The following is a 20043-nucleotide window of genomic DNA, read 5'->3' on the forward strand; positions in this document are numbered from 1 at the left end:
GCTGAAGTTGCCAGGCAACTTCAGCCCGCCCGGCGCTTGAGGGCACCGCGCGAAGCGCGGTACGCCGCCCGCAGGGCGGCACGGGGCCCGGGGCCTGCCCCGGTTTCGGGAAGGGGCGGGTTAGGGGAAACGCCCCGCGCAGCGGCCCCCACCGTCATCCCCGCGTCAGTCCCAGCAGCTCCCGCGCCGGCCCCACCGGCCGCTGCGCGTGCGGCCAGACCGCGCGGAGGTCGCGTTCGAGGGCCACCCCTTCCACCGGCACCCGCGTCAGGCGCCGCGAGGACAGTTCTTCCGTCACCGCAAGCTCGCTGAGGACCGCGGGACCCGCTCCGCTGACGGCCGCCGCCTTCACCGCGGTGGTGGAGGCCAGTTCCATCAGCGGCGCGGAGAGCCCGCCGTGGCGGGAGAGCGCCGAGTCGAGCACCTGCCGTGTGCCGGAGCCCCGTTCCCGCAGGACGAGCCGTGTCCTGGCCAGTTCCTCGGGGGTCAGCGGGGCCCGGCGCCGCCGTGCCCAGGCGTGCCCGGGGGCCACGACCACGAACAGCCGGTCGTGGCCGATGACGGTGCCGTCGAGGCCTTCCGGTACGGCGAGGCCCTCGACGAAGCCGAGGTCGGCCTCCCCGGAGAGCAGCCGTTCCGCGACGGCCGACGAGTTGCCCGCGATCAGCGAGACCGCCGTGTCGGGGCGCTGTGCGCGCAGCGCGATGAGCCAGCCGGGCAGCAGGTACTCGGCGATCGTCATGCTTGCCGCGACCCGCAGCCGCGAGTCCCGGCGGCCCCGCAGCGCCTGGGCGCCGGCGTCGAACGCCTCCGCCGCCTCCACGATCCGCCGGGCCCAGTCGGTGACGAGCGCGCCCGCTTCGGTCAGCCGGGATCCGCGCGGGGAGCGGTCGACGAGGGCGACGCCCAGCTGGCGTTCCATGGAGCGGATGCGGCTGCTCGCGGCGGGCTGGGTGATGCCGACTTCGCGGGCCGCGCGCCCGAGGCTTCCGTGGCGGGCGACGGCGAGCAGCAGTTCCAGCGCCCCCAGGTCGGGCACTCGGTGTGCCAGCGGCACATGTTGCTCTTCGCTCATAAGACCAGCTTATGAGGCGATAGGGAGAAGGTCCCTGGTGGGGGCGGCGGGCGTCGGCGAACGTGGCGTCATGGTCACCGCTGTACAGTCGCTCCCCCGCCCGCCGGAGCCGGTCCGGATCACCGTCGCGCCCCGGACGCCGGCCCTGCGGCATCTCGGTCCCAACTGGTACGCGGCCGTCATGGGAACGGCCGTCGTCGCGAGCGCCGGCGCCGCGCTGCCTCTGGACGTCCCGGGTCGGGGGCCGGTGCTCACCGGCGTCTGGGCGCTGTCGGTGGTGCTGCTCGCCACGGTCGTGGCCGGCCGTACGGGGCACTGGGTCCGCCACCGGGACCAGGCGCGCGCCCATCTCCTGGACCCCGCCGTGGCCCCGTTCTACGGCTGTCTTTCGATGGCCCTGCTCGCCGTCGGCACGGGCACGCTCACGGTCGGCCGGGGCGTGGTGGGCGAGGGGCCGGCGGTGGCCGTCGCGTTCGCGCTGTTCGGGGCGGGGACGACCGTCGGACTCGTGGGTGCCGTCGCGGTGCCGTATCTGATGGTGGTGCGGCACAGGGTCGAGGCCGGCGGCGCCTCACCCGTGTGGCTGTTGCCCGTCGTCGCGCCGATGGTGTCCGCGGCGTCGGGGCCGCTCCTGGTGCCGTATCTGCCGCCGGGTCAGTGGCGTGAGGCGGCACTGTTCGGCTGCTACGCGATGTTCGGGCTGAGTCTGCTGGCGACACTGCTGATCCTGACGATGGTCTTCTCCCGGCTCGTGCACCACGGCCCGCTGCCGCTCGCGACGACCCCGGCGCTGTTTCTGGTGCTCGGCCCGCTGGGCCAGTCGACCACCGCCGTGAACAAGCTGGCCGACGCGGCGCCAGGGGTGCTCGACGCGCCGTACGCGTCGGGCATGGGCGTGCTCGCCGTCGTGTACGGCGTGCCCGTCATGGGCTTCGCTCTGCTGTGGCTGACCCTCGCGGCGGCGATGGTGGTGCGGGCCGCCCGGCGCGGTATGCCGTTCACGCTGGGCTGGTGGGCCTTCACCTTCCCGGTGGGCACGTGTGTGACCGGCGCCCAGAGCCTCGCGGACCGCACGGGCCTTGTGGCGTACCAGTGGACCGCGACGGCGCTCTACGGCTTCCTGGTGGTGGCCTGGGCGGTCGCCGGAACGCTCACCCTGCGCGGTCTGCTGCGCGGTGAGCTGCTGCGAGCGCCGCGCTGAGCTCCGCGGGCGCACTGCGGAGGGAGGGGCCGTACCAGGTCAGGTACCTTCCGTCGACGAGCGCGGCGGGCAGGCCGGGAAAGGCCTCCGGGCCGTCGTCGGCGGTGAAGCGGTACGGCTCGTCGGGCAGGACGACGGCCTGCGCGCCGCTTGCCGTCAGCTCCTGGAGCGGGATGCGCGGGTAGCGCTCGGGGTGCTGTGCGTACACGTTCACGACGCCGAGCCTGGCGAGCAGGTCCCCGGCGAAGGTGTCGCGGCCGAGCACCATCCACGGACGGCGCCAGACCGGCACGACGGCGCGCAGTTCCGGCAGCGGTTCCACCGCCGCCCATGCCCGGCGCGCCTCGTCCAGCCAGCGCGGCCGGGCGAGGGAGCAGCCGGTGACCAGGACCCTTTCGAGCTCCGAGAAGGCCTGGTCGAGGTCGCGTACCTCGGTCACCAGCACCTCGACGCCCGCCTCACGCAGGGCGGTCAGGTCGGGTTCCCGGTTCTCCTCCTCGTTGGCGATCACGAGATCGGGCCGCAGCCGCAGTACGGCCGGCACGTCCGGGTTCTTGGTGCCGCCGACGCGTGCCGCGTCGAGTCCGGGCGGGTGGGTGCACCAGTCGGTGACTCCCACGAGGAGCCCCGGCGCGGTGGCCGCGACGGCTTCGGTCAGCGAGGGCACCAGGGAGACGACACGCACCGGTCCGCCTCAGCCCCGCGGGTCGGTGGTCGTGGCGATGTGGTCGGAGACGGAGACGACGAGGATGCGGGTGTCCGGGGTGGTGGCGCGCCAGCGGTGGCGTACACCGCCGGAGAGGAACAGCGCGTCGCCGGGGCCGAGCCGGTAGGCCCGGCCCTCGGCCTCGACCTCCACCGCCCCGTCCGCGACGTACAGCAGCTCGTCGTTACGGTGCTCGAACTCCCGGCCCGTCTCCTTCTCGCCGCTGAATTCCAGCGCGTGGAGCTGGTGCTGCCCGCGCACCAGGGCGCGGACGCCGTCGGACGGCCCGGAGGTCCTGGCGTCGTCGCCCGCGCGCACGACGTCCACCGTGCGAGCGGAGTCGGAGGCCGCGAGCAGCCGTTCCGCGGAGGTGTCGAGGGCGTCGGAGACCCGCTGGAGCGAGCGCATGCTCGGGTGGGCCCGCTCGTTCTCGATCTGGCTGAGGAAGGGCACGGAGAGGCCGCTGCGGGCGGCGACGGCGGCCAGCGTGAGGCCGAGGGCCCGTCGGCGTTTGCGCACGGCGGCACCCACCCGGAGAGGCTCTTCCCTCTCCTTCATGTCCTTCGCGTCCTTCGCGTCCATGGGCCGGGCTCCCCTCCCCTGGGTCCTGTCTCACCATACGCACCATCCGTCCACCCGTACTCGACAAGCGCACGAGCGAAGGCCGGGGAGCGGGCCGGAGCGGGGTGAAAGAGACACCGGAAAGGGGTGGGTCCCGCCGGTTCGGCGGGACCCACCCCTTCGGTGGAGCTTCCGGGCGGAGGCGTCCGGACGGCTACCGCGGTGCGATCTCGTCCGCGATACCCGGGTTCTTCTCCATCCAGGCCTTGACGGCTTCCTCCTCGTGTCCCGTGCCGTGCTTCTGGATCTCGTTCTCCAGGCCGGCGAGCTGCTTCTCGCTGAGCTCGAAGTCCTTGAACCACTTCGTGAGCTGCGGGTACTGCTTCGGGAAGTCCTTGGAGGCGACGGTGTGGATCTCGTCGCCCTCGCCGAAGGACTTCTTCGGGTCCGCGAGCTTGGTGAGGCCGTACTCGCTGTAGGCCCAGTGCGGGGTCCACAGCATGACCGCGATCGGCTCCTTCTTGGCGTACGCGCGCTTCAGCTCGGCGAGCATGCCCGGGGTGGAGCTGTCGACGACCTCGAACTCGTCCTCCAGACCGTAGTCCGGCAGGACCTTGTTCTTGAGGATGTTCATGGTCTCCGTGCCCGGCTCGATGCCGACGATCCGGCCCTTGAAGTCGCCGCCGCGCCCCTTGAGGTCGTCGAGGGAGTCGACCCCGTCGACGTACGAGGGCACGGCGAGCTCCAGCGAGGTCGGTCCGTACCAGGAGCCGAGGTCGGTGAGCCGGTCGCCGTACTTGTCCCAGTACTTCTTCTGTGTGGTCGGCAGCCAGCCGTCGAACTGCACATCGATCTGGCCGCGGGAGAGAGCCGTGTACATCGGGCCGACCTCGAACTGCTTGAGGTTCATCGTGTAGCCGCGCTCCTCGAGGACCGCCTTCCACAGGTAGGTGGCGGCGATGTCCTCCTCCCACGGGAACCAGGCGACGTTCAGGGCGCGGTCACGCTCGTCCTTGCCGCCCTTCGCCGCCTTGCCGGCCTTGCCGGCGGGGGCCCAGGTGTCGGCCAGATCCGGGTTGTCCTCGAGCCAGGTGCGGACGGCTTCCTGCTCCTTGCCCTTGCCCGTCTCCTGGATCTGCGCCTCGAGACCGGTGAGCTGCTCCTCGGTCATCTTGAAGTTCTTCAGCCACCTGCCGACCTCGGGGTACTCCGCAGCGAAGCCCTTGCGCGCGAGGGTGTGCACGCCGTCGCCCTTGCCCCAGGAGCCCTTGGGGTCCTTGAGCTTCTTCAGGTCGTAGGTGCTGTACGCCCAGTGCGGCGACCACAGGGTGGTGACGATGGGCTCCTTCTTGTCGTAGGCGCGCTTCAGCTCGGCCAGCATGCCGGGCGTGGAGCCGTCGACGACCTTGTACTCGCCCTCGAGGCCGTAGTCCTTCAGGACCTTGTCCTTGAGGATGCCCATCATCCCGGCGCTCGGCTCGATGCCGACGATCCGGCCCTTGAACTCCGCCGACCGGCCCTTGAGGTCCTCGAGGGAGTCGACGCCCTTCATGTACGAGGGCACGGACAGCTCCAGCGAGGTGGGGCCGTACCAGGAGCCCAGGTCCTCGAGCTTGTCGCCGTACTTGTCCATGTAGGAGGCGTGGGTGACCGGCAGCCAGGCGTCGGTCTGGAAGTCGATCTGACCGCCGGCGAGACCGGTGTAGAGCGAACCGGCCTCCAGCTGCTTGGTCTCGACCTCGAAGCCGCGCCGCTCCAGCAGCTCCTTCCAGAGGAAGGTGGAGGCGATGCCCTCGTCCCACGGGATGTAGCCGATGGAGACCTTCTTGCCGTCGCCGATCCGAGACGCGCCGGCGGCGGTGTCCGACTTCGCGGCGCCGAACATGCCCATGCCGCCGGCGACCAGGGCGAGGACGACGATGCCGACGACCGCGACGGCGGGCTGCGGGCGGTGGTCCCAGATCTTCAGCCCACCGGCCATGGCGCGCGCCTTGGCGAGCGCGCGGCGGCCGAGCGGCGAGACCTGGCTGCCCAGCGCACCGGTCATCCGGTCGAGGTACATGGCCAGGATGACGATGGACACGCCGGCCTCGAAGCCGAGGCCGATGTCGACGTTGCCGATGGCCCGGTAGACGGCGCCGCCGAGGCCGCCGCCGCCGACCATGCCCGCGATGACGACCATGGACAGGCCCAGCATGATGACCTGGTTGATGCCGGCCATGATCGTCGGCAGGGCGAGCGGGAGCTGCACCCGCAGCAGGGTGTTGCGCGGGGTGGTGCCGAAGGCCTCCGCGGCCTCGACGAGCTCCTCGTCGACCTGGCGGATACCGAGCTCGGTCATCCGCACGCCGGGCGGCAGGGCGAAGATGATCGTGGCGATGATGCCGGGGACCACGCCGACGCCGAAGAAGATGATGCCGGGGATCAGGTAGACCATCGCGGGCATGGTCTGCATGAAGTCGAGCACCGGCCGGACGACCGTGCTGACCGTCTTCGACCGCGAGGCCCAGATGCCGAGCGGGACGGCGATCACCAGCGTCACAAGAGTGGCGACGAGCACCAGCGACAGGGTCGACATGGCGTCTTCCCACAGTTCGATGGAGTCGATCAGCGCGAAGCCCGCGAAGGCGAGGACACCGGCGAGCAGCCCGCGCAGCCACCAGGCGACGACCGCGAGGATGCCGGCGAAGAGCAGCGGCGCGGGAGCCGAGAGGGCCGCGTCGATGCCGTCGTACATCCCGGTGACGAGCGAGCTGATCGCGTCGAACAGCCAGGACAGATGGCGCTGGAGCCGGTCGACACCGCTGTCGACCCAGTCGCCGAGGTGGATCCTAGGCACTGGCCACCGCCTTGTCCGCCGGGGCGGCGGACTTCGCGGGGGCGGGTGCGGGCTGCGCCGGCACGGCGGGCGGCGTGGTCGGCGTCATCGGTTCGCCGAGGACGGCGAGGAGACGGGCCCTCGGCACGACGCCGATGAGCTCGCCCTCGTCGTCGGTGACGGCGACGGCCGTACCGCTGGTCGAGCAGGGCGTGAACAGCTCGATGATCGGCGTGGACGCGGGGACCGTGGCGGGCGCGGCGGCCAGCACGTCCTTGGCATTGCGCATGACCTTGCCGCTGTCCGTCCTGGTGCCGTACGCCGTCTCCGGGTCCGCCATGATCGCGCCCGCGGTGAGCACACGGGATCGGTCGACGTCCTGGGTGAAGGAGGCCACGTAGTCGTTGGCGGGCGTGACGAGGATGTCCTCCGCGGTGCCGAGCTGGACGATCCTGCCGTCACGCATCACCGCGATCGAGTCACCGAGCCGCATGGCCTCGTTGAGGTCGTGGGTGATGAAGACGATGGTCTTCTTCAGCCGCTTCTGGAGCTCCAGGAGCTGGTCCTGCATGTCGCGGCGGATCAGCGGGTCCAGGGCGCTGAAGGACTCGTCCATCAGCAGCAGGTCGGCGTCGGTGGCGAGTGCGCGGGCGAGGCCGACGCGCTGCTGCATGCCGCCGGAGAGCTCGTCGGGCCAGGAGTTCTCCCAGCCGCCGAGGCCGGCCAGCTCGAGGGCCTCCGCGGCACGCTTGTCGCGTTCGGCGCGGGGAACGCCCTGCACCTCGAGGCCGTAGCCGGCGTTCTCGAGGACGCTGCGGTGCGGGAAGAGGGCGAAGTGCTGGAACACCATGCTGATCTTGGTGGAGCGCACGGCCCGCAGATCGCGGGGGCTCAGGGCCGTCAGGTCCTCGCCGTCGAAGAGGACGCGTCCGGCGGTCGGCTCGAGGAGCCCGTTGAGCATGCGCAGCAGCGTGGACTTGCCGGACCCGGACAGACCCATGACGACGAATATCTGGCCCGGCTCGACGGTGAAGGAGGCGTCGATGACCGCTGCGGTCGTTCCGTCGGCGCGCAGCTCGTCGCGGTCCGCGCCGCCTTCGAGCCTGGTCACCGCTTCATCGGGTCGTCTGCCGAACACCTTGTACAAGTGCTCGGCCTGCAGCCTGGACACATACACCTCACGGGTCGAACCGGGAACGGCCCGCCACCCCCGCCGGCAGGCCGTGGAACGCGACGGGGTCTGCCCGCTTGCCCGGTGCAATTGTTGAAATCACAACCGGGTTCGCTCCGGCTCCGCGCCTCCCCCGGCGTTCAGAAGTCAAACGAAAGTGTGACCCGGTTCACTTTCCGGCAACCTCCGAAGGCCCCGGCTCTGGCAGCGGGCCGCCTGTCGGTGGGGTGCGGCATCATCGTCCCTGTGACCCGACGCCTGATGCTCCTCGACACCGCTTCCCTCTACTTCCGGGCCTACCACGGAGTCCCCGACTCGGTCCGGGCACCCGACGGCACACCGGTCAACGCGGTGCGCGGGCTGATCGACTTCATCGCACGACTGGTCCAGGACCACCACCCGGACGATCTGGTCGCCTGCTGGGACAACGACTGGCGGCCCCAGTGGCGCGTCGACCTGATCCCCTCGTACAAGGCGCACCGTGTCGCGGCCGAGCACGACCAGGGCCCCGACGAGGAAGTGGTCCCCGACACCCTGACCCCCCAGGTCCCGGTGATCGAGGCCGTACTGGCAGCTGTCGGCATCGCCCGCGTCGGCGCCGACGGCTACGAGGCGGACGACATCATCGGCACGCTCACCGCGCGGGCCACCGGCCCGGTCGACATCGTCACCGGCGACCGCGACCTGTTCCAGCTGGTCGACGACGCGCGCGAACGCCGGGTGCTGTATCCGCTCAAGGGGGTCGGCACGCTCCAGACGACGGACGAGGCCTGGCTGCGCGAGCGGTACGGCGTCGACGGGCCCGGCTATGTGGACCTTGCTCTGCTCAGGGGCGACCCGAGCGACGGACTGCCCGGCGTCCCGGGCATCGGCGAGAAGACCGCGGCCAAGCTCCTCGACACGTACGGCGACCTGGACGGGATCATGGCGGCGGTCGGCGACCGCGGCTCCAAGCTCACTCCGACGCAGCGCCGGCGGCTGGACGAGGCCAGGGGCTACGTCACCGTCGCCCCGAAGGTCGTCAAGGTCGCCTCCGACGTGACGCTGCCGGAGTTCGACGCCGCACTGCCGAGCGCGCCCCGCGACCCGGTGGCCCTCGACCGGCTGACGGAGCGGTGGGGGCTCGGCGGCGCGGTCGTCCGGCTGCTGAACGCCCTGAAGCGCTGAGCCACCGGGCGAGGTGTTAACTTAGGTAAGCCTAAGCACCGATCGTCCAGGGAGTAACGCCGTGGCAGACCGAGCGGAACGTCCGGCCCGCACGTCACCGAAGGTCCATGAGGCGCAGGTGGTGCGCACCGAGCAGATCACCCCACACATGGTGCGGGTGGTGCTCGGGGGCGAAGGGCTGGCGGCGTTCGAGCTCGGCGGGTACACCGACCACTACGTGAAGCTGGTCTTCCCTGCCGACGGCGTCACGTACCCGGAGCCGTTCGACCTCGACCGGATCCGCGCGGAGTTCCCGCGCGACCAGTGGCCCGCCAACCGCACGTACACCGTGCGGGCCTGGGACGCCGCCCACCGCGAGCTGACGATCGACTTCGTCGTCCACGGCGACGAGGGCCTGGCCGGCCCGTGGGCCGCCCGCGCCCGCGCCGGCGACACGATGCGCCTCCTCGGCCCCGGCGGGGGCTACGCCCCGGCCCCGGACGCGGACTGGCACCTGCTGGCAGGCGACGAGAGCGCGCTGCCGGCGATCGCGGCGTCGCTGGAGCGGATGCCGGCCGGCGCCGTCGTCCACGCCTTCGTCGAGGTCGACGGCCCCGCGGACGAACAGAAGACCGCCACCCCGGACGGGGTCGGCATCACCTGGCTCCACCGAGGCGCCCGCCCGGTCGGCGAGGCACTCGTCGAAGCGGTGACGGCACTGGACTTCCCGGAGGGCAAGGTCTGCGCGTTCGTCCACGGCGAGGCGGCATGCGTGAAGGAACTGCGCCGGCTGCTCCGGGTCGAGCGGGGCGTACCGAAGGAGCACCTGTCCATCTCGGGTTACTGGCGCCTGGGCCAGACGGACGAGGCGTGGCGCGCGGTGAAGCGCGAGTGGAACGAGCAGGTGGAACGCGAGCAGGAACGGGGCGCCTGAGGTTCGGGCGGGGGCGGTGGCCGCGGTGCGGGGGCGGTGGCCGCTGCGCGGGGGCGGTGGCCGCTGCGCGGGGCTGTTCCCCTACCCGCCCCTTCCCGAAACCGGGCTCCGCCCGGACCCGTACCGCGCTCCGCGCGGTGTTTCGGGGGCTCCTCCCCCTACGCCTGGCGGCGTGGGGGGACCCCCACCGGACCCCCGCGCCTCAAACGCCGGCGAGGCTGACAAAGTCAGCCCGCCCGGGGGCACCTCCCACGGCCGCCAGGCCGTAGGGGGAGCTTGAGGGCACCGCGCGAAGCGCGGTACGCCGCCCGCAGGGCGGTACGGGGTCCGGGGCCTGCCCCGGTTCGGGAAGGGGCGGGGAGGGGAACAAGCCCGCCGCAGGCGGGACGCGAGCGTCAGCCCTCCCCGTACGCCCGCGACGACCCGTCCGTCTGCGCCAGGCGCCGCAGCGCCATCAGCATCGCGTCACCGATCACCGTGCCGACCACCACCCCCTCCACCAGGTCGTCCAGACCGATGTGCCGTCCCACGTGGGCGAGGTCCGCGCGGGCCACGGTCTCCGCCGCGGACGCGTAGTCGTCGAGCACTTCGGCGAACGCGCCGTGCCCCACCCGTTCCAGCGCCGCCAGCGCCTCCGTCAGCGCCTCCGCCGCGGGGTGGGCCGAATCCACGCGCCAGCCGCGGCGCGCGATCAGTTCGCGGACCTTCTCGCGGGCGGCCGGGGACTCGTCGCCGTTCGCGTACCTGGGCACGAGCCCGTCCGTGGCCGCGCCGAGCACCTTGTGGACCGACCTGTCCGGGTCGTCGACGGCCCCGAGCACGTCCCTGATCGAGGCGACGGAGAGACCGCCCACCTCCAGCAGTGCGCGGATCAGCCGGAGCCTTCGTTCGTGCGCGTCGGAGTAGCTCGCCTGGTTCGGACTGGTCAACTCCCCTGCCGACAACAGCCCTTCGCGTACGTAGTACTTGATCGTCGGTACCGGCACCCCGGTCCTGCGACTCAACTCACCGATGCGCACTGCGCGTTCACCCTTCGCCTCTTGCCATCCTCTGCCCCCATCATAGATAGTTCCACTATCTGATAGCGGTAAGCGCCACTATCCATAATTTCCCCGGGGGTACATCCATGTCTTCTTCCGCGTCCTCACCACCCTGGCTAGCCTGGCACCGGCCGCTCATGATGTTCGCCGCCTCGATGGCGGTGCTGACCGTGACGACGGCCGTGGGGCTGGCGGTGGACGACCGGCTCGTCGCAGGATCACCGGTCTGGTTCAAGCCCTTCAAGTTCTCGGCCTCCTTCCTCGCCTACGCGCTGTCCCTCGCCTGGATGCTGTCGTTGCTGCCGCGCTTCCGGCGCGCGGGCTGGTGGGCCGGCACCGTCGTCGCCGTCGCAAGCGCGATCGAGATGGTCCTGATCACGGGTCAGGCGATGCGCGGTAGGCGCAGCCACTTCAACAACGAAACGCCTTTCGACAAGGCGCTGTTCGACACCATGGCCGTGACCGTCGTCGTGCTCTGGGCCGCTGCCCTGGTCATCGCCGTACTGCTCTTCCGTACCGGGCCCGCCGACCGCGCATCGGCCTGGGCCGTCCGTTGCGGCTCCGTGCTCTCTCTGGCCGGTGCCCTGATCGGATTCCGGATGGCGCGGCCGACGCCCGGGCAGCGCGTGGAGGCGGAGACGGGGAATCCGGAGGTCGTCGGCGCGCACGGTGTCGGAGTGCCGGACGGCGGCCCTTCGATGCCGCTGACCGGCTGGGAGATGACGGGCGGGGACCTGAGGGTGCCTCACTTCGTGGGCCTGCACGCGCTCCAGGTCCTCCCCTTCGTCCTGCTCGCCCTGGTCGTACTCGCCCCGCGTTTCGCCCGGCTGCGTGACGAACGCGTCCGGTTGCGGCTGGTCCTCGTGGCATCAGGGACGTACACCGGGGTCTTCGCCCTGGTGACGTGGCAGGCGCTGCGCGGGCAGGCCCTGGTACGCCCGGACGGGCCGACGCTCGCAGCCGCCGCCGTCCTCCTACTCGCCGCGGCCGCCGGTACCTGGGCGGCGCTGCGCGGGACCACACCGCCCGTCGACCGGACGGGCGGGGCCGGCGGGACCACCCGATCCGACACATCGGACACACACAAGGAGCTCGCGGCATGACCGGTTTCCTCTTCGAACTGTCCTTCTATCTCGTCGCCCCCGTCTGGCTGCTGATGATTTTCGCGCCGCACCGTCGGCTCACGGCCCGCGTCGCGGCCTCACCGCTGACCGTCCTCCCCGTGCTCCTCGTCCATCTCGCCATGGCGATCCCGGTGTTCCCCGAGTTGTGGGCCGCGGTCAGCAGCCCCGACATCGACGTGTTCCGTGACCTCACCGCCCGTGCGAACGGCGCGGGCGCCGTCTGGGCGCAGGTCCTCGCATGGGATCTGCTGCTCGGTCAGTGGATGTACCGCGAGGCACGGCGGCTCGGCGTCCACCCCTTGGTGATGGGGCCGCTGCTGGTGCTGACCATCCTGCTCTCGCCGATCGGTCTGATGGTCTTCCTCGTCGTGCGGGCCGCCCGCCCGGCACATCGCAGCCCGGCCGGCGGGGAGGCACTCGTGCGATCGTGACACCATGCCGCGGACCGCACCGATCCGCCGGGCGTCCGGCTACGAATGCCCGGTGGAATGTCCCTTCGACGCGTCCGCACCGTGGAGGATCGCCGCGTGAAAGCAGCCGTACACATCGGTGGGCCCGCCTCTGCGGGCCCGGATCTTCAGGAACTGCTCGGCCTGGTGGCCAGAGGCGACCAGAACGCCTTCTCCCAGGTGTACGACGCGGTCGGCGGCAGCGTCCTCGGCCTGGTCCGCACGGTTCTGCGGGACCCGGCCCAATCGGAGGAGGTGGCGCAGGAAGTGCTGCTCGAGATCTGGCGCTCGGCCGCCCGCTACCAGCCGTCCCGGGGCTCCGCGATGACATGGATCCTCACGCTCGCCCACCGGCGGGCCGTCGACCGGGTGCGGTCGGCGCAGGCCGCGACCGACCGCGAGCGGCGGGCGGCGCTGCTGGAGCGTACGCCCGCGTACGACGAGGTCACCGAGCAGGTGGACGCCCGGCTCGAGCGTGAGCAGGTACGGCGCTGTCTGCGCGCCCTGACGGAGCTTCAGCACGAGTCGGTGACGCTCGCCTACTACCGCGGGCTGACGTACCGGGAGGTCGCCGAGCTGCTGTCCGTTCCGCTGGGCACGGTCAAGACCCGCCTGCGGGACGGACTCATCCGGTTGCGCGACTGCCTGGGGGTGTGCGCGTGAACACCGGTGATCTGCACCTGCTCACGGGCGCCTATGTGCTGCACGCGCTGCCGCCCGAGGAGCACGCCGACTTCGAGCGGCATCTTCCGGGCTGCCCGTCGTGCTCCGAGGAGGTGCGCGAACTGGCCGCCACCACGGGCAAGCTGGCCTCGGCGGTCGCCGTCGTGCCCCCGCCGGTGCTCAAGCAGCGGGTGATGGCCCGGGTCGCGGCGGAGCGCCAGGCGCCGCCGGTCGTACCGCGTCAGAGCAGGCGCGGCGGCACGCGGCGCGGGCGAGCGCTCTCCCGCTTCGCGCTGGCCGCGAGCGTCGCGGCGGCGGCCACGTTCGGCTCGGTGGCTCTCTGGCAGTACCAGGAGGCGCAGGACGCCCGCGACGCGGCGCGGCGTACCGAACGCCGGGCGGCGGACCTGGCCTCGGTGCTCGCCGCCCCGGACGCCAAGGCGGTCTCCGGCGGGTTCGCGAAGGGTGCGACCGGCACGGTGGTCGTCTCACGGACCCTGGACAAGGCGGCGTTCCTCGCCTCCGGGCTGCCGAACCCGCCCGAGGGCAAGGTGTACCAACTCTGGTTCGCCGACGGCGGTTCCATGAGGTCCGCCGGCCTCATGGACGTGTCGGGCGCCACGGGGGCGGCGGTGATGGAGGGGCCGTTGGACGGCGCCTCCGGCATCGGCGTCACCGTCGAACCCGCAGGCGGCTCCGCGCAGCCGACCTCCGACCCGCTGGCCCTGCTGACGCTGCCCGCCTGACCGGCCGGCGGCCGACGGCTCCGAGGCCCACGGTCCTGTGCACCGGCGACCGGACTGCGGGCTGCGGGCTGCGGGCTGCGGGCTGCGGGCTGCGGGCTGCGGGCTGCGGCAGACGCTCTCCCGACCCGGGCGGCCGCCGCGGGACCGGCCCCTCCACGGGGGTCCGGCGGGCCGGCGCCCGTCGGCAGACGCTCTCCGGCCCGGCCCCACCGGGACCGGACGCAGGCCGGACCGGCCTGCGTCCCCGGCCGCCCCCGGCCGCCCCGTGAGCCGGCCCTACCCGGGCGTCCCCTCCGCGGGCTTCGTCAGCTGGAGCTGCTGCACGTCAAGGAGTCCGGACCGGAAGCCCGCCTCCGCGTGGGCCAGGCAGAAGTGCCACAGGCGGCGGAACGTCTCGTCGAAGCCGAGGGCGTCGGCGTCGGCCGCGCGGGCGGTGAACCGTTCGCGCCAGAGCCGCAGCGTCTCCGCGTAGTGCGCGCCGAACGCCTCCCGCGCGGTGACGCTCAGTCCGGTGCACCGGCCGGTGAACTCCTCCAGCGCCTGGGTCGACGGCAGCGGCCCCGCGGGGCAGATGTACTTCTGCGCCCAGCTCACCGCGGCACGGGAGGCGGGCATCCGCTCCTGCGGCATCGTCACGGCCTGGAGAGCGACCCGTCCGCCCGGCGCGAGCAGCCGGTCCAGCGTCATCAGGTACTCCGGCCAGAACCCTGCGCCCACGGCCTCGACCGTCTCCACGCCGACGATGGCGTCGTACCGGCCGAGCACCCTGCGGTAGTCCCGCAGCAGGACGGTCACCCGGTCGCCCGCCCCGGCGGCGCGCACACGCCGCGCCGCGAGCGCCTGCTGTTCGGCGGAGTGCGTCACCGTCAGGACACGCGCGCCGCGAGCGGCGGCCCGTATCGCGAGCTCGCCCCTGCCGCTTCCCATCTCCAGCAGCTGCGTGCCGGGTCCGACGTGTGCCAGGTCGAGCAGCCGGTCGATCTTGCGATGCTGGGCGGCGGGCAGCAGCCGGTGCTCGGCGGGGAAACCCCGGAAGAGCGCGCAGGAGTAGGTCAGCGTCTCGTCGAGGAAGAGGGAGAGCAGTTCGTGGGCGGCGTCGGCCCGCGCGGCCTTGGGGGTCCGGTCGTGCCGGGCGGGCTCACCGGCACGCCGGGCGCCGCGCGTCCGCTCCGGCGCCTCGGGGGCCAGCGCGTCGGCGTGCTCGGCGAGCACGGTCAGTACACCGACGAGGTCGGTGGCGTCCCACTCGCCCGCCGTGTAGGACTCCTTGAAGCCGGTGAGCCCGTTCGCGCCGGTGCGGCGGAAGAAGGAGTGCGGGTCGCGAACCTCCATCAACGGTCCGCCGCGACCGACGGATTGCTCGGTTCCCGCGATCCGTATCCGCAACGGCAGCCGGCCGATCGTGTGCCGGATGCGCCTTTCCGCCGCCGCCGCGCGCAGCCAGGAGGACTTGGGGAGGCGGGCGACGTCCGGCCGGCGGCGCGGGTCGACGGACGCCGTTCGCGGGGTCGCGGAAATGACGGGCACGCTCACTGGACACCCTCCTGAGGGAGATGGCGGTGACGGGTCGAACGGGCGGTCCGCGCGGACGGGTCCGTAGCCGTGCCACCGTAGGCGGGCCCGGACGGGAAGGCGTGGACCCGTCCGGCCACCCCGCCGCCCGTCATGGCCGTGCGCCTGCGATGCACTGTCGTCCCCACTCCCCACCGGGCCGGCCTCGCGCCGTCCTCACCCCCTATTCGCGGCCGGGTCCGCCGTGGATTGGTGTCCGGCAGACCTTTTGCAGAACGGCTGTGGACTGTCGGCTGATGCCCAAGTGGCCTTGCCCACCGCATAGCCTGACGGGATGACGGACGAGCACCTTGCGACCCGCACGAGTCGCGCCGTAGGCGCCGTCGTGGGCTCCGCGGTCGGCGACGCCCTGGGCGCGCCCTTCGAGTTCGGTGAACCGGGCGTGTACCGGGCCCACTTCCCCGACGGGTCCGGCGAGATGCGCGGTGGCGGCGGCTGGGATCCGGGCGAGGCCACGGACGACACGCAGATGGCCGTGCTGGTCGGCGAATCGCTCCTGGAACACGGCGGACTGGAACCGGCGGACCTGTTCGGCAGGTTCCAGCGCTGGGCGGCGGGCGAGCCCAAGGACATCGGGCTCCAGACGGAACAGGTCCTGACCGGTGGCGACCCGTGGGACACGGCCGCGGGACTGCACTTCGCCATGACAGGGCGGGCGGCGGGGAACGGCTCGCTGATGCGCGCGGCCACCTCCGCGGTGTACTTCGCCGGAGCGGGCCGCTGGGCGACGATGGACGCTGCCCGCCGTATCGCGGCCCTCACCCACGGCGACCGGGCGGCCTGGGAGGGCACGGCCGTCCTCCACGAGCTGATCCGCGTCGCGCTGGACGGCGCGGACCCGTCGGCCGCCGTCCCTGAGACCCTCCGGCATGTCCACCCCGACCACCGTGCGCGTTGGTCGACGGTCCTGTCCCCCGACTGGCATCCCGACGACGCCACCGAGTTCAACGGCGCCGTGTGGCCCGCTCTCGGCTCCGCGCTGTGGGCGCTACGCACCACCAGCTCGTTCGAGGAGTCCCTGGGGGCCGCGATCGACCTGGGTGGTGACACCGACACCGTCGCGGCGGTGACGGGGGCACTGGCGGGCGCGGTCCATGGCATCGGGGCGGTACCGGAACGGTGGACGGCACCGCTGCATGTGCCGCTGCCGGGCTTCGGCGACCGGGTACTACGGTGCCCGGAGCTCACCGGCCTGGCCCTCGCCCTGGCCGGGACCCCGTCCGTGGACAGCCGGTAGGACCCGGCGGATGATGGACGAAAAGGGAAATTCAGTGACGGAAGGTGTGGATCACCATGTCCGAACACCCGGACTGCGCCCTCGTCCGCCAGGGTTACACCGCCTTCGTCTCCGGTGACATGGAAACCCTCGGCAACCTGATGACGGCCGACGCCGTGTACCACGTCCCCGGCCACAACCCGCTCTCCGGGCACCACAAGGGCCGTGAGGCCATCCTCGACCTCTTCCGGCGTATGGGCAGGGAGACGGACGGAACCATGCAGATCCAGCTCGAGGCGGTACTCGCCGACGGGCGCGGACACGTCATGTCCTTCCACACCGTCCGGGCCGACCGCGGTGACCGGGGGATCGAGATCCGCGACGGACTCTTCTTCACCATCGTGGGCGGCAAGGTCACCGACATCGACGAATGCACGGAGGATCTCGACGAGGTGGACGCCTTCTGGAGCTGACGGCCCGGACTGCGCCCTCCAGAGCAGACGGCCGAGGCAGCGGCCGTCCAGCGGTCCGGCCGTTCACGTGCGCGGCCGCCCGACCCGGCACGTGGACGGCCGGGTGAGCGGCACCCGTCGAACCCTAGCGGCCCCTCGCACTTGAGGGGTCAGCCCCTCGGACCGCAGGAGTCAGCCGGACCCCACGAGTCGGCCCACCGAGACGAGTCAGCCCACCGAGCTGTACGCCACCACACCCCGCAGCAGCGCGTCGACCGCCTTGCGGGCGTTCTTCGACACGGTGCTGTTCTCCCGGGGCGCGGCCGCCGCGATCTGGCCGAGCACGTCGATGACCTGCTTGCACCAGCGCACGAAGTCGCCCGCCGGCATCCCGACCTCGCCGAGCACCTCGTCGAGCCCCTTGTCGGAGGCCCACTGGTGGGCGGCCCAGGCGAAGCCGAGGTCCGGCTCCCGCTGTCCGACGCCCTCCGCCTGGTTGATCCTGAACTCCTCCTCCAGGGCGTCCAGCCTGCCCCAGATGCGGACCATCTCGGCGAGCGCCACCTTCGCCTTCCCGGCCGGGACCTTGGGTGCGACCGCGTCGTCCGACTGCCGCGCCTCGTACACCAACGCCGAGACGCAGGCCGCCAGTTCGGCCGGGTTCAGTCCCTCCCAGACGCCTTCACGCAGGCATTCGCTGGCCAGCAGGTCCAGCTCGCCGTAGAGCCGTGCCAGGCGCTTGCCGTCCTCCGTGACCTCGTCGCCGCGGAGATAGTCCATCTCCGTCAGGAGGGCCACGATCCGGTCGAAGGTCCGCGCGATGGTGTTCGTACGGCCCTCGATCCGGCGCTCCAACTGCTTGGTGTCGCGCTGGAGGCGGAAGTACCGCTCGGCCCAGCGGGCGTGGTCCTCTCGTTCGTCGCAGCCGTGGCAGGGGTGCGCACGCAGTGCGGCGCGCAGCCGGGAGATCTCACGGTCGTCCGCCGCGGCGGACCGCCGCTTGCCGTGCCGCTCGGGCACGATGTGCCCGGCCTTGGTGCGCAGCGCGGAGGCGAGGTCCCGACGCGACTGCGGGGAACGGGGGTTGAAGGACTTCGGGATGCGCATCCGCTCCAGCGCCTCGACCGGCACCGGGAAGTCGATCGACGCCAGCCGCTTGACCTGCCGCTCCGAGGTGAGGACCAGCGGCCGCGGCCCGTCGTGGTGCTCGAGGCCGCGGTGGCCGTTGGTGCGGCCGGCCGGCAGCCCCGGGTCGAGGACCAGTGCCAGCCCGGCGAACTTGCCCGTCGGGACATGGATGACGTCGCCCGGCTTGAGCTTCTCCAGGGAGGTCGCGGCGGCGGCCCTGCGCTGCGCGGCGCCCTGCTTGGCCAGTTCGGTCTCGCGGTCCTTCAGCTCGCGGCGCAGCCGTGCGTACTCGGTGAAGTCGCCCAGGTGGCAGGTCATGCCCTCCCGGTAGCCCTCGAGGCCTTCCTCGTTGCGCTGTACCTGTCGGGAGATGCCGACGACGGACTTGTCCGCCTGGAACTGCGCGAACGACGTCTCCAGCAGTTCCCGCGAGCGGTGCCGCCCGAACTGCTGGGTGAGATTGACGGCCATGTTGTACGACGGCTTGAAGCTGGAACGCAGCGGGTACGTCCGGGTCCCGGCGAGCCCCGCCAGCGCCTCCGGGTCCATCGCCCGCTGCCACAGGACCACCGCGTGGCCCTCGACATCGATGCCACGGCGCCCGGCACGGCCGGTCAGCTGGGTGTACTCACCGGGGGTGATGTCGGCGTGCTGCTCGCCGTTCCACTTGACGAGCTTCTCCAACACCACGGAGCGGGCGGGCATGTTGATGCCCAGCGCCAGTGTCTCCGTGGCGAACACGGCCTTCACCAGGCCCCGTACGAACAGTTCCTCGACGACTTCCTTGAAGGTCGGCAGCATGCCGGCGTGGTGTGCGGCGATGCCCCGCTCCAGCCCCTCCAGCCACTCGTAGTAGCCGAGGACGTGAAGATCCTCGCCGGGGATGGAGGCCGTCCGGTCCTCGACGATCTCGCGCACTTCTCTGCGCGCGTCCTCGTCGTTGAGCCGCAGACCGGCGTACAGGCACTGCTGCACGGCGGCCTCGCAGCCCGCCCGGCTGAAGATGAACGTGATGGCGGGAAGCAGTCCCTCGGAGTCGAGCCGGTCGATGACCTCGGGCCGGGCCGGGGTCCAGATGCGGCTGCGCTGGCGCCGCTCGCGCTCCCGGTCGGCCTCGCGCACCATCTTCCCGCGGCGCCGGTCGCGCGGGTTGTAGGTGCGGCTGTTCTCCATCCTGGCCAGCCGCACGAGGTCGGGGTTGACCTCGCGGCGGGCGACCCCGCGGCCGCCGTGGTCGGTCTCCTCCTCGAAGAGGTCGTACATCCGCCGTCCCGCGAGGACGTGCTGCCACAGGGGCACGGGCCGGTGCTCGGAGACGATGACCTCGGTGTCGCCGCGCACGGTGTCGAGCCAGTCGCCGAACTCCTCCGCGTTCGACACGGTCGCCGAGAGTGACACCAGGGTCACCGACTCGGGGAGGTGGATGATCACTTCCTCCCAGACGGCGCCGCGGAAACGGTCGGAGAGGTAGTGCACCTCGTCCATGACGACGTAACCGAGGCCCAGCAGCGACTGGGAGCCCGCGTACAGCATGTTGCGCAGCACCTCGGTGGTCATCACGACCACCGGTGCACCGGAGTTGACGCTGTTGTCGCCGGTCAGCAGCCCGACCTTGTCGGCGCCGTAGCGCTTGACCAGGTCGGTGTACTTCTGGTTGGAGAGCGCCTTGATGGGCGTGGTGTAGAAGCACTTGCGGCCCTGCTCGAGGGCGAGGTGGACGGCGAACTCGCCGACGATCGTCTTGCCCGAGCCGGTGGGCGCGGCGACGAGCACGCCCTTGCCCGCTTCCAGGGCCTGGCATGCCTCGATCTGGAAGGGATCGAGGTCGAAGTCGTACATCGCTCGGAAGGGGGCCAGCGCAGTGGCCTCCTCGGCGGCGCGGACGCGGGCGGCGGCATAGCGCTCTGCGGGAGAGAGGTCCTCGGTCATCTTGTTCACGAGACTACCCGCCCCCTCTGACACTGAGCGGATCTTTAATCGGACGAGAGCACCTACCGCTTGGAGTACCCGCGAGGGTGTGCGCCGATGCATACGCGGGCGG

17 protein-coding genes are annotated in these 20043 nt (G+C 71.9%); 9 read left to right on the plus strand and 8 right to left on the minus strand.

Annotated features, from left to right (window positions below; genetic code table 11):
* Window positions 1-154: 154 nt before the first annotated feature.
* Window positions 155-1075 (minus strand): LysR family transcriptional regulator, encoded by a 921-nt coding sequence (locus tag AB0K36_RS30420; protein ID WP_364600420.1) that lies wholly within the window; start codon window positions 1073-1075, stop codon window positions 155-157.
* Between the two features lie 70 nt (window positions 1076-1145).
* On the opposite strand from AB0K36_RS30420, the gene AB0K36_RS30425 reads away from it, so the two are divergent.
* Window positions 1146-2276, plus strand: a complete 1131-nt coding sequence (locus AB0K36_RS30425) for a TDT family transporter (RefSeq protein WP_364600422.1) — start codon at window positions 1146-1148, stop codon at window positions 2274-2276.
* Here AB0K36_RS30425 and AB0K36_RS30430 read toward each other — a convergent pair.
* The 4 genes from AB0K36_RS30430 to AB0K36_RS30445 all read right to left on the minus strand — a co-directional run bounded on the left by AB0K36_RS30430 (window position 2227) and on the right by AB0K36_RS30445 (window position 7532).
* Window positions 2227-2961: a helical backbone metal receptor gene (locus tag AB0K36_RS30430; RefSeq protein WP_364600424.1), complete on the minus strand. Its 735-nt coding sequence runs from the start codon at window positions 2959-2961 to the stop codon at window positions 2227-2229. The two genes, AB0K36_RS30425 and AB0K36_RS30430, sit on opposite strands and share 50 nt — an antisense overlap.
* Before the next feature lie 9 nt (window positions 2962-2970).
* Window positions 2971-3564 (minus strand): helix-turn-helix domain-containing protein, encoded by a 594-nt coding sequence (locus AB0K36_RS30435; protein ID WP_364600426.1) that lies wholly within the window; start codon window positions 3562-3564, stop codon window positions 2971-2973.
* Window positions 3565-3757: 193 nt separating this feature from the next.
* A complete protein-coding gene (locus AB0K36_RS30440) occupies window positions 3758-6382 on the minus strand; it encodes an ABC transporter permease/substrate binding protein (RefSeq protein WP_364600428.1) in 2625 nt (874 codons plus the stop codon).
* Window positions 6375-7532: a quaternary amine ABC transporter ATP-binding protein gene (locus AB0K36_RS30445; protein ID WP_364600430.1), complete on the minus strand. Its 1158-nt coding sequence runs from the start codon at window positions 7530-7532 to the stop codon at window positions 6375-6377. The genes AB0K36_RS30440 and AB0K36_RS30445 overlap by 8 nt, the downstream gene beginning before the upstream one ends.
* A 261-nt stretch (window positions 7533-7793) precedes the next feature.
* Here AB0K36_RS30445 and AB0K36_RS30450 point away from each other — a divergent pair, with 261 nt between their 5' ends.
* Together AB0K36_RS30450 and AB0K36_RS30455 are read left to right on the plus strand one after the other, a co-directional pair.
* Window positions 7794-8699: a 5'-3' exonuclease gene (locus AB0K36_RS30450; protein ID WP_364600472.1), complete on the plus strand. Its 906-nt coding sequence runs from the start codon at window positions 7794-7796 to the stop codon at window positions 8697-8699.
* 61 nt (window positions 8700-8760) lie between these two features.
* Entirely contained in the window at window positions 8761-9612 is an 852-nt protein-coding gene (locus AB0K36_RS30455; RefSeq protein ID WP_364600432.1) for a siderophore-interacting protein, read from the plus strand.
* 395 nt (window positions 9613-10007) lie between these two features.
* Here AB0K36_RS30455 and AB0K36_RS30460 read toward each other — a convergent pair whose 3' ends face one another.
* Entirely contained in the window at window positions 10008-10631 is a 624-nt protein-coding gene (locus tag AB0K36_RS30460; protein ID WP_364600434.1) for a MerR family transcriptional regulator, read from the minus strand.
* Between the two features lie 158 nt (window positions 10632-10789).
* Between AB0K36_RS30460 and AB0K36_RS30465 the strand changes: the two genes are divergently transcribed.
* The 4 genes from AB0K36_RS30465 to AB0K36_RS30480 all read left to right on the plus strand — a co-directional run bounded on the left by AB0K36_RS30465 (window position 10790) and on the right by AB0K36_RS30480 (window position 13634).
* Complete coding sequence (locus AB0K36_RS30465; RefSeq protein ID WP_364600436.1) at window positions 10790-11755, plus strand: hypothetical protein; 966 nt, start codon at window positions 10790-10792, stop codon at window positions 11753-11755.
* A complete protein-coding gene (locus AB0K36_RS30470) occupies window positions 11752-12207 on the plus strand; it encodes an ABA4-like family protein (RefSeq protein ID WP_364600438.1) in 456 nt (151 codons plus the stop codon). The genes AB0K36_RS30465 and AB0K36_RS30470 overlap by 4 nt, the downstream gene beginning before the upstream one ends.
* Window positions 12208-12303: 96 nt before the next feature.
* The gene (locus tag AB0K36_RS30475; RefSeq protein WP_189475203.1) at window positions 12304-12888 is read left to right on the plus strand and encodes a sigma-70 family RNA polymerase sigma factor; all 585 of its coding nucleotides are present in this window, start codon (window positions 12304-12306) and stop codon (window positions 12886-12888) included.
* Entirely contained in the window at window positions 12885-13634 is a 750-nt protein-coding gene (locus AB0K36_RS30480) for an anti-sigma factor (protein ID WP_364600440.1), read from the plus strand. Before AB0K36_RS30475 ends, AB0K36_RS30480 begins: the two co-directional genes overlap by 4 nt.
* Before the next feature lie 276 nt (window positions 13635-13910).
* On the opposite strand, the gene AB0K36_RS30485 is transcribed toward AB0K36_RS30480, so the two are convergent.
* Window positions 13911-15167, minus strand: coding sequence for a class I SAM-dependent methyltransferase (locus AB0K36_RS30485; RefSeq protein ID WP_364600442.1), 1257 nt, complete (start codon window positions 15165-15167; stop codon window positions 13911-13913).
* Window positions 15168-15480: 313 nt separating this feature from the next.
* On the opposite strand from AB0K36_RS30485, the gene AB0K36_RS30490 reads away from it, so the two are divergent.
* Both AB0K36_RS30490 and AB0K36_RS30495 read left to right on the plus strand, forming a co-directional pair.
* Window positions 15481-16443 carry an ADP-ribosylglycohydrolase family protein gene (locus AB0K36_RS30490; protein WP_364600444.1) on the plus strand — a complete coding sequence of 321 codons (963 nt, stop codon included), beginning with the start codon at window positions 15481-15483 and terminating at the stop codon, window positions 16441-16443.
* 56 nt (window positions 16444-16499) lie between these two features.
* The gene (locus tag AB0K36_RS30495; protein WP_364600446.1) at window positions 16500-16895 is read left to right on the plus strand and encodes a nuclear transport factor 2 family protein; all 396 of its coding nucleotides are present in this window, start codon (window positions 16500-16502) and stop codon (window positions 16893-16895) included.
* A 207-nt stretch (window positions 16896-17102) separates the two neighbouring features.
* On the opposite strand, the gene AB0K36_RS30500 is transcribed toward AB0K36_RS30495, so the two are convergent.
* The gene (locus AB0K36_RS30500) at window positions 17103-19931 is read right to left on the minus strand and encodes a DEAD/DEAH box helicase (protein ID WP_364600474.1); all 2829 of its coding nucleotides are present in this window, start codon (window positions 19929-19931) and stop codon (window positions 17103-17105) included.
* Window positions 19932-20043: the final 112 nt, after the last annotated feature.

Origin of the sequence: Streptomyces kurssanovii (genome assembly GCF_040677245.1) — a bacterium.
GTDB classification, from domain to species: Bacteria; Actinomycetota; Actinomycetes; order Streptomycetales; family Streptomycetaceae; genus Streptomyces; species Streptomyces kurssanovii.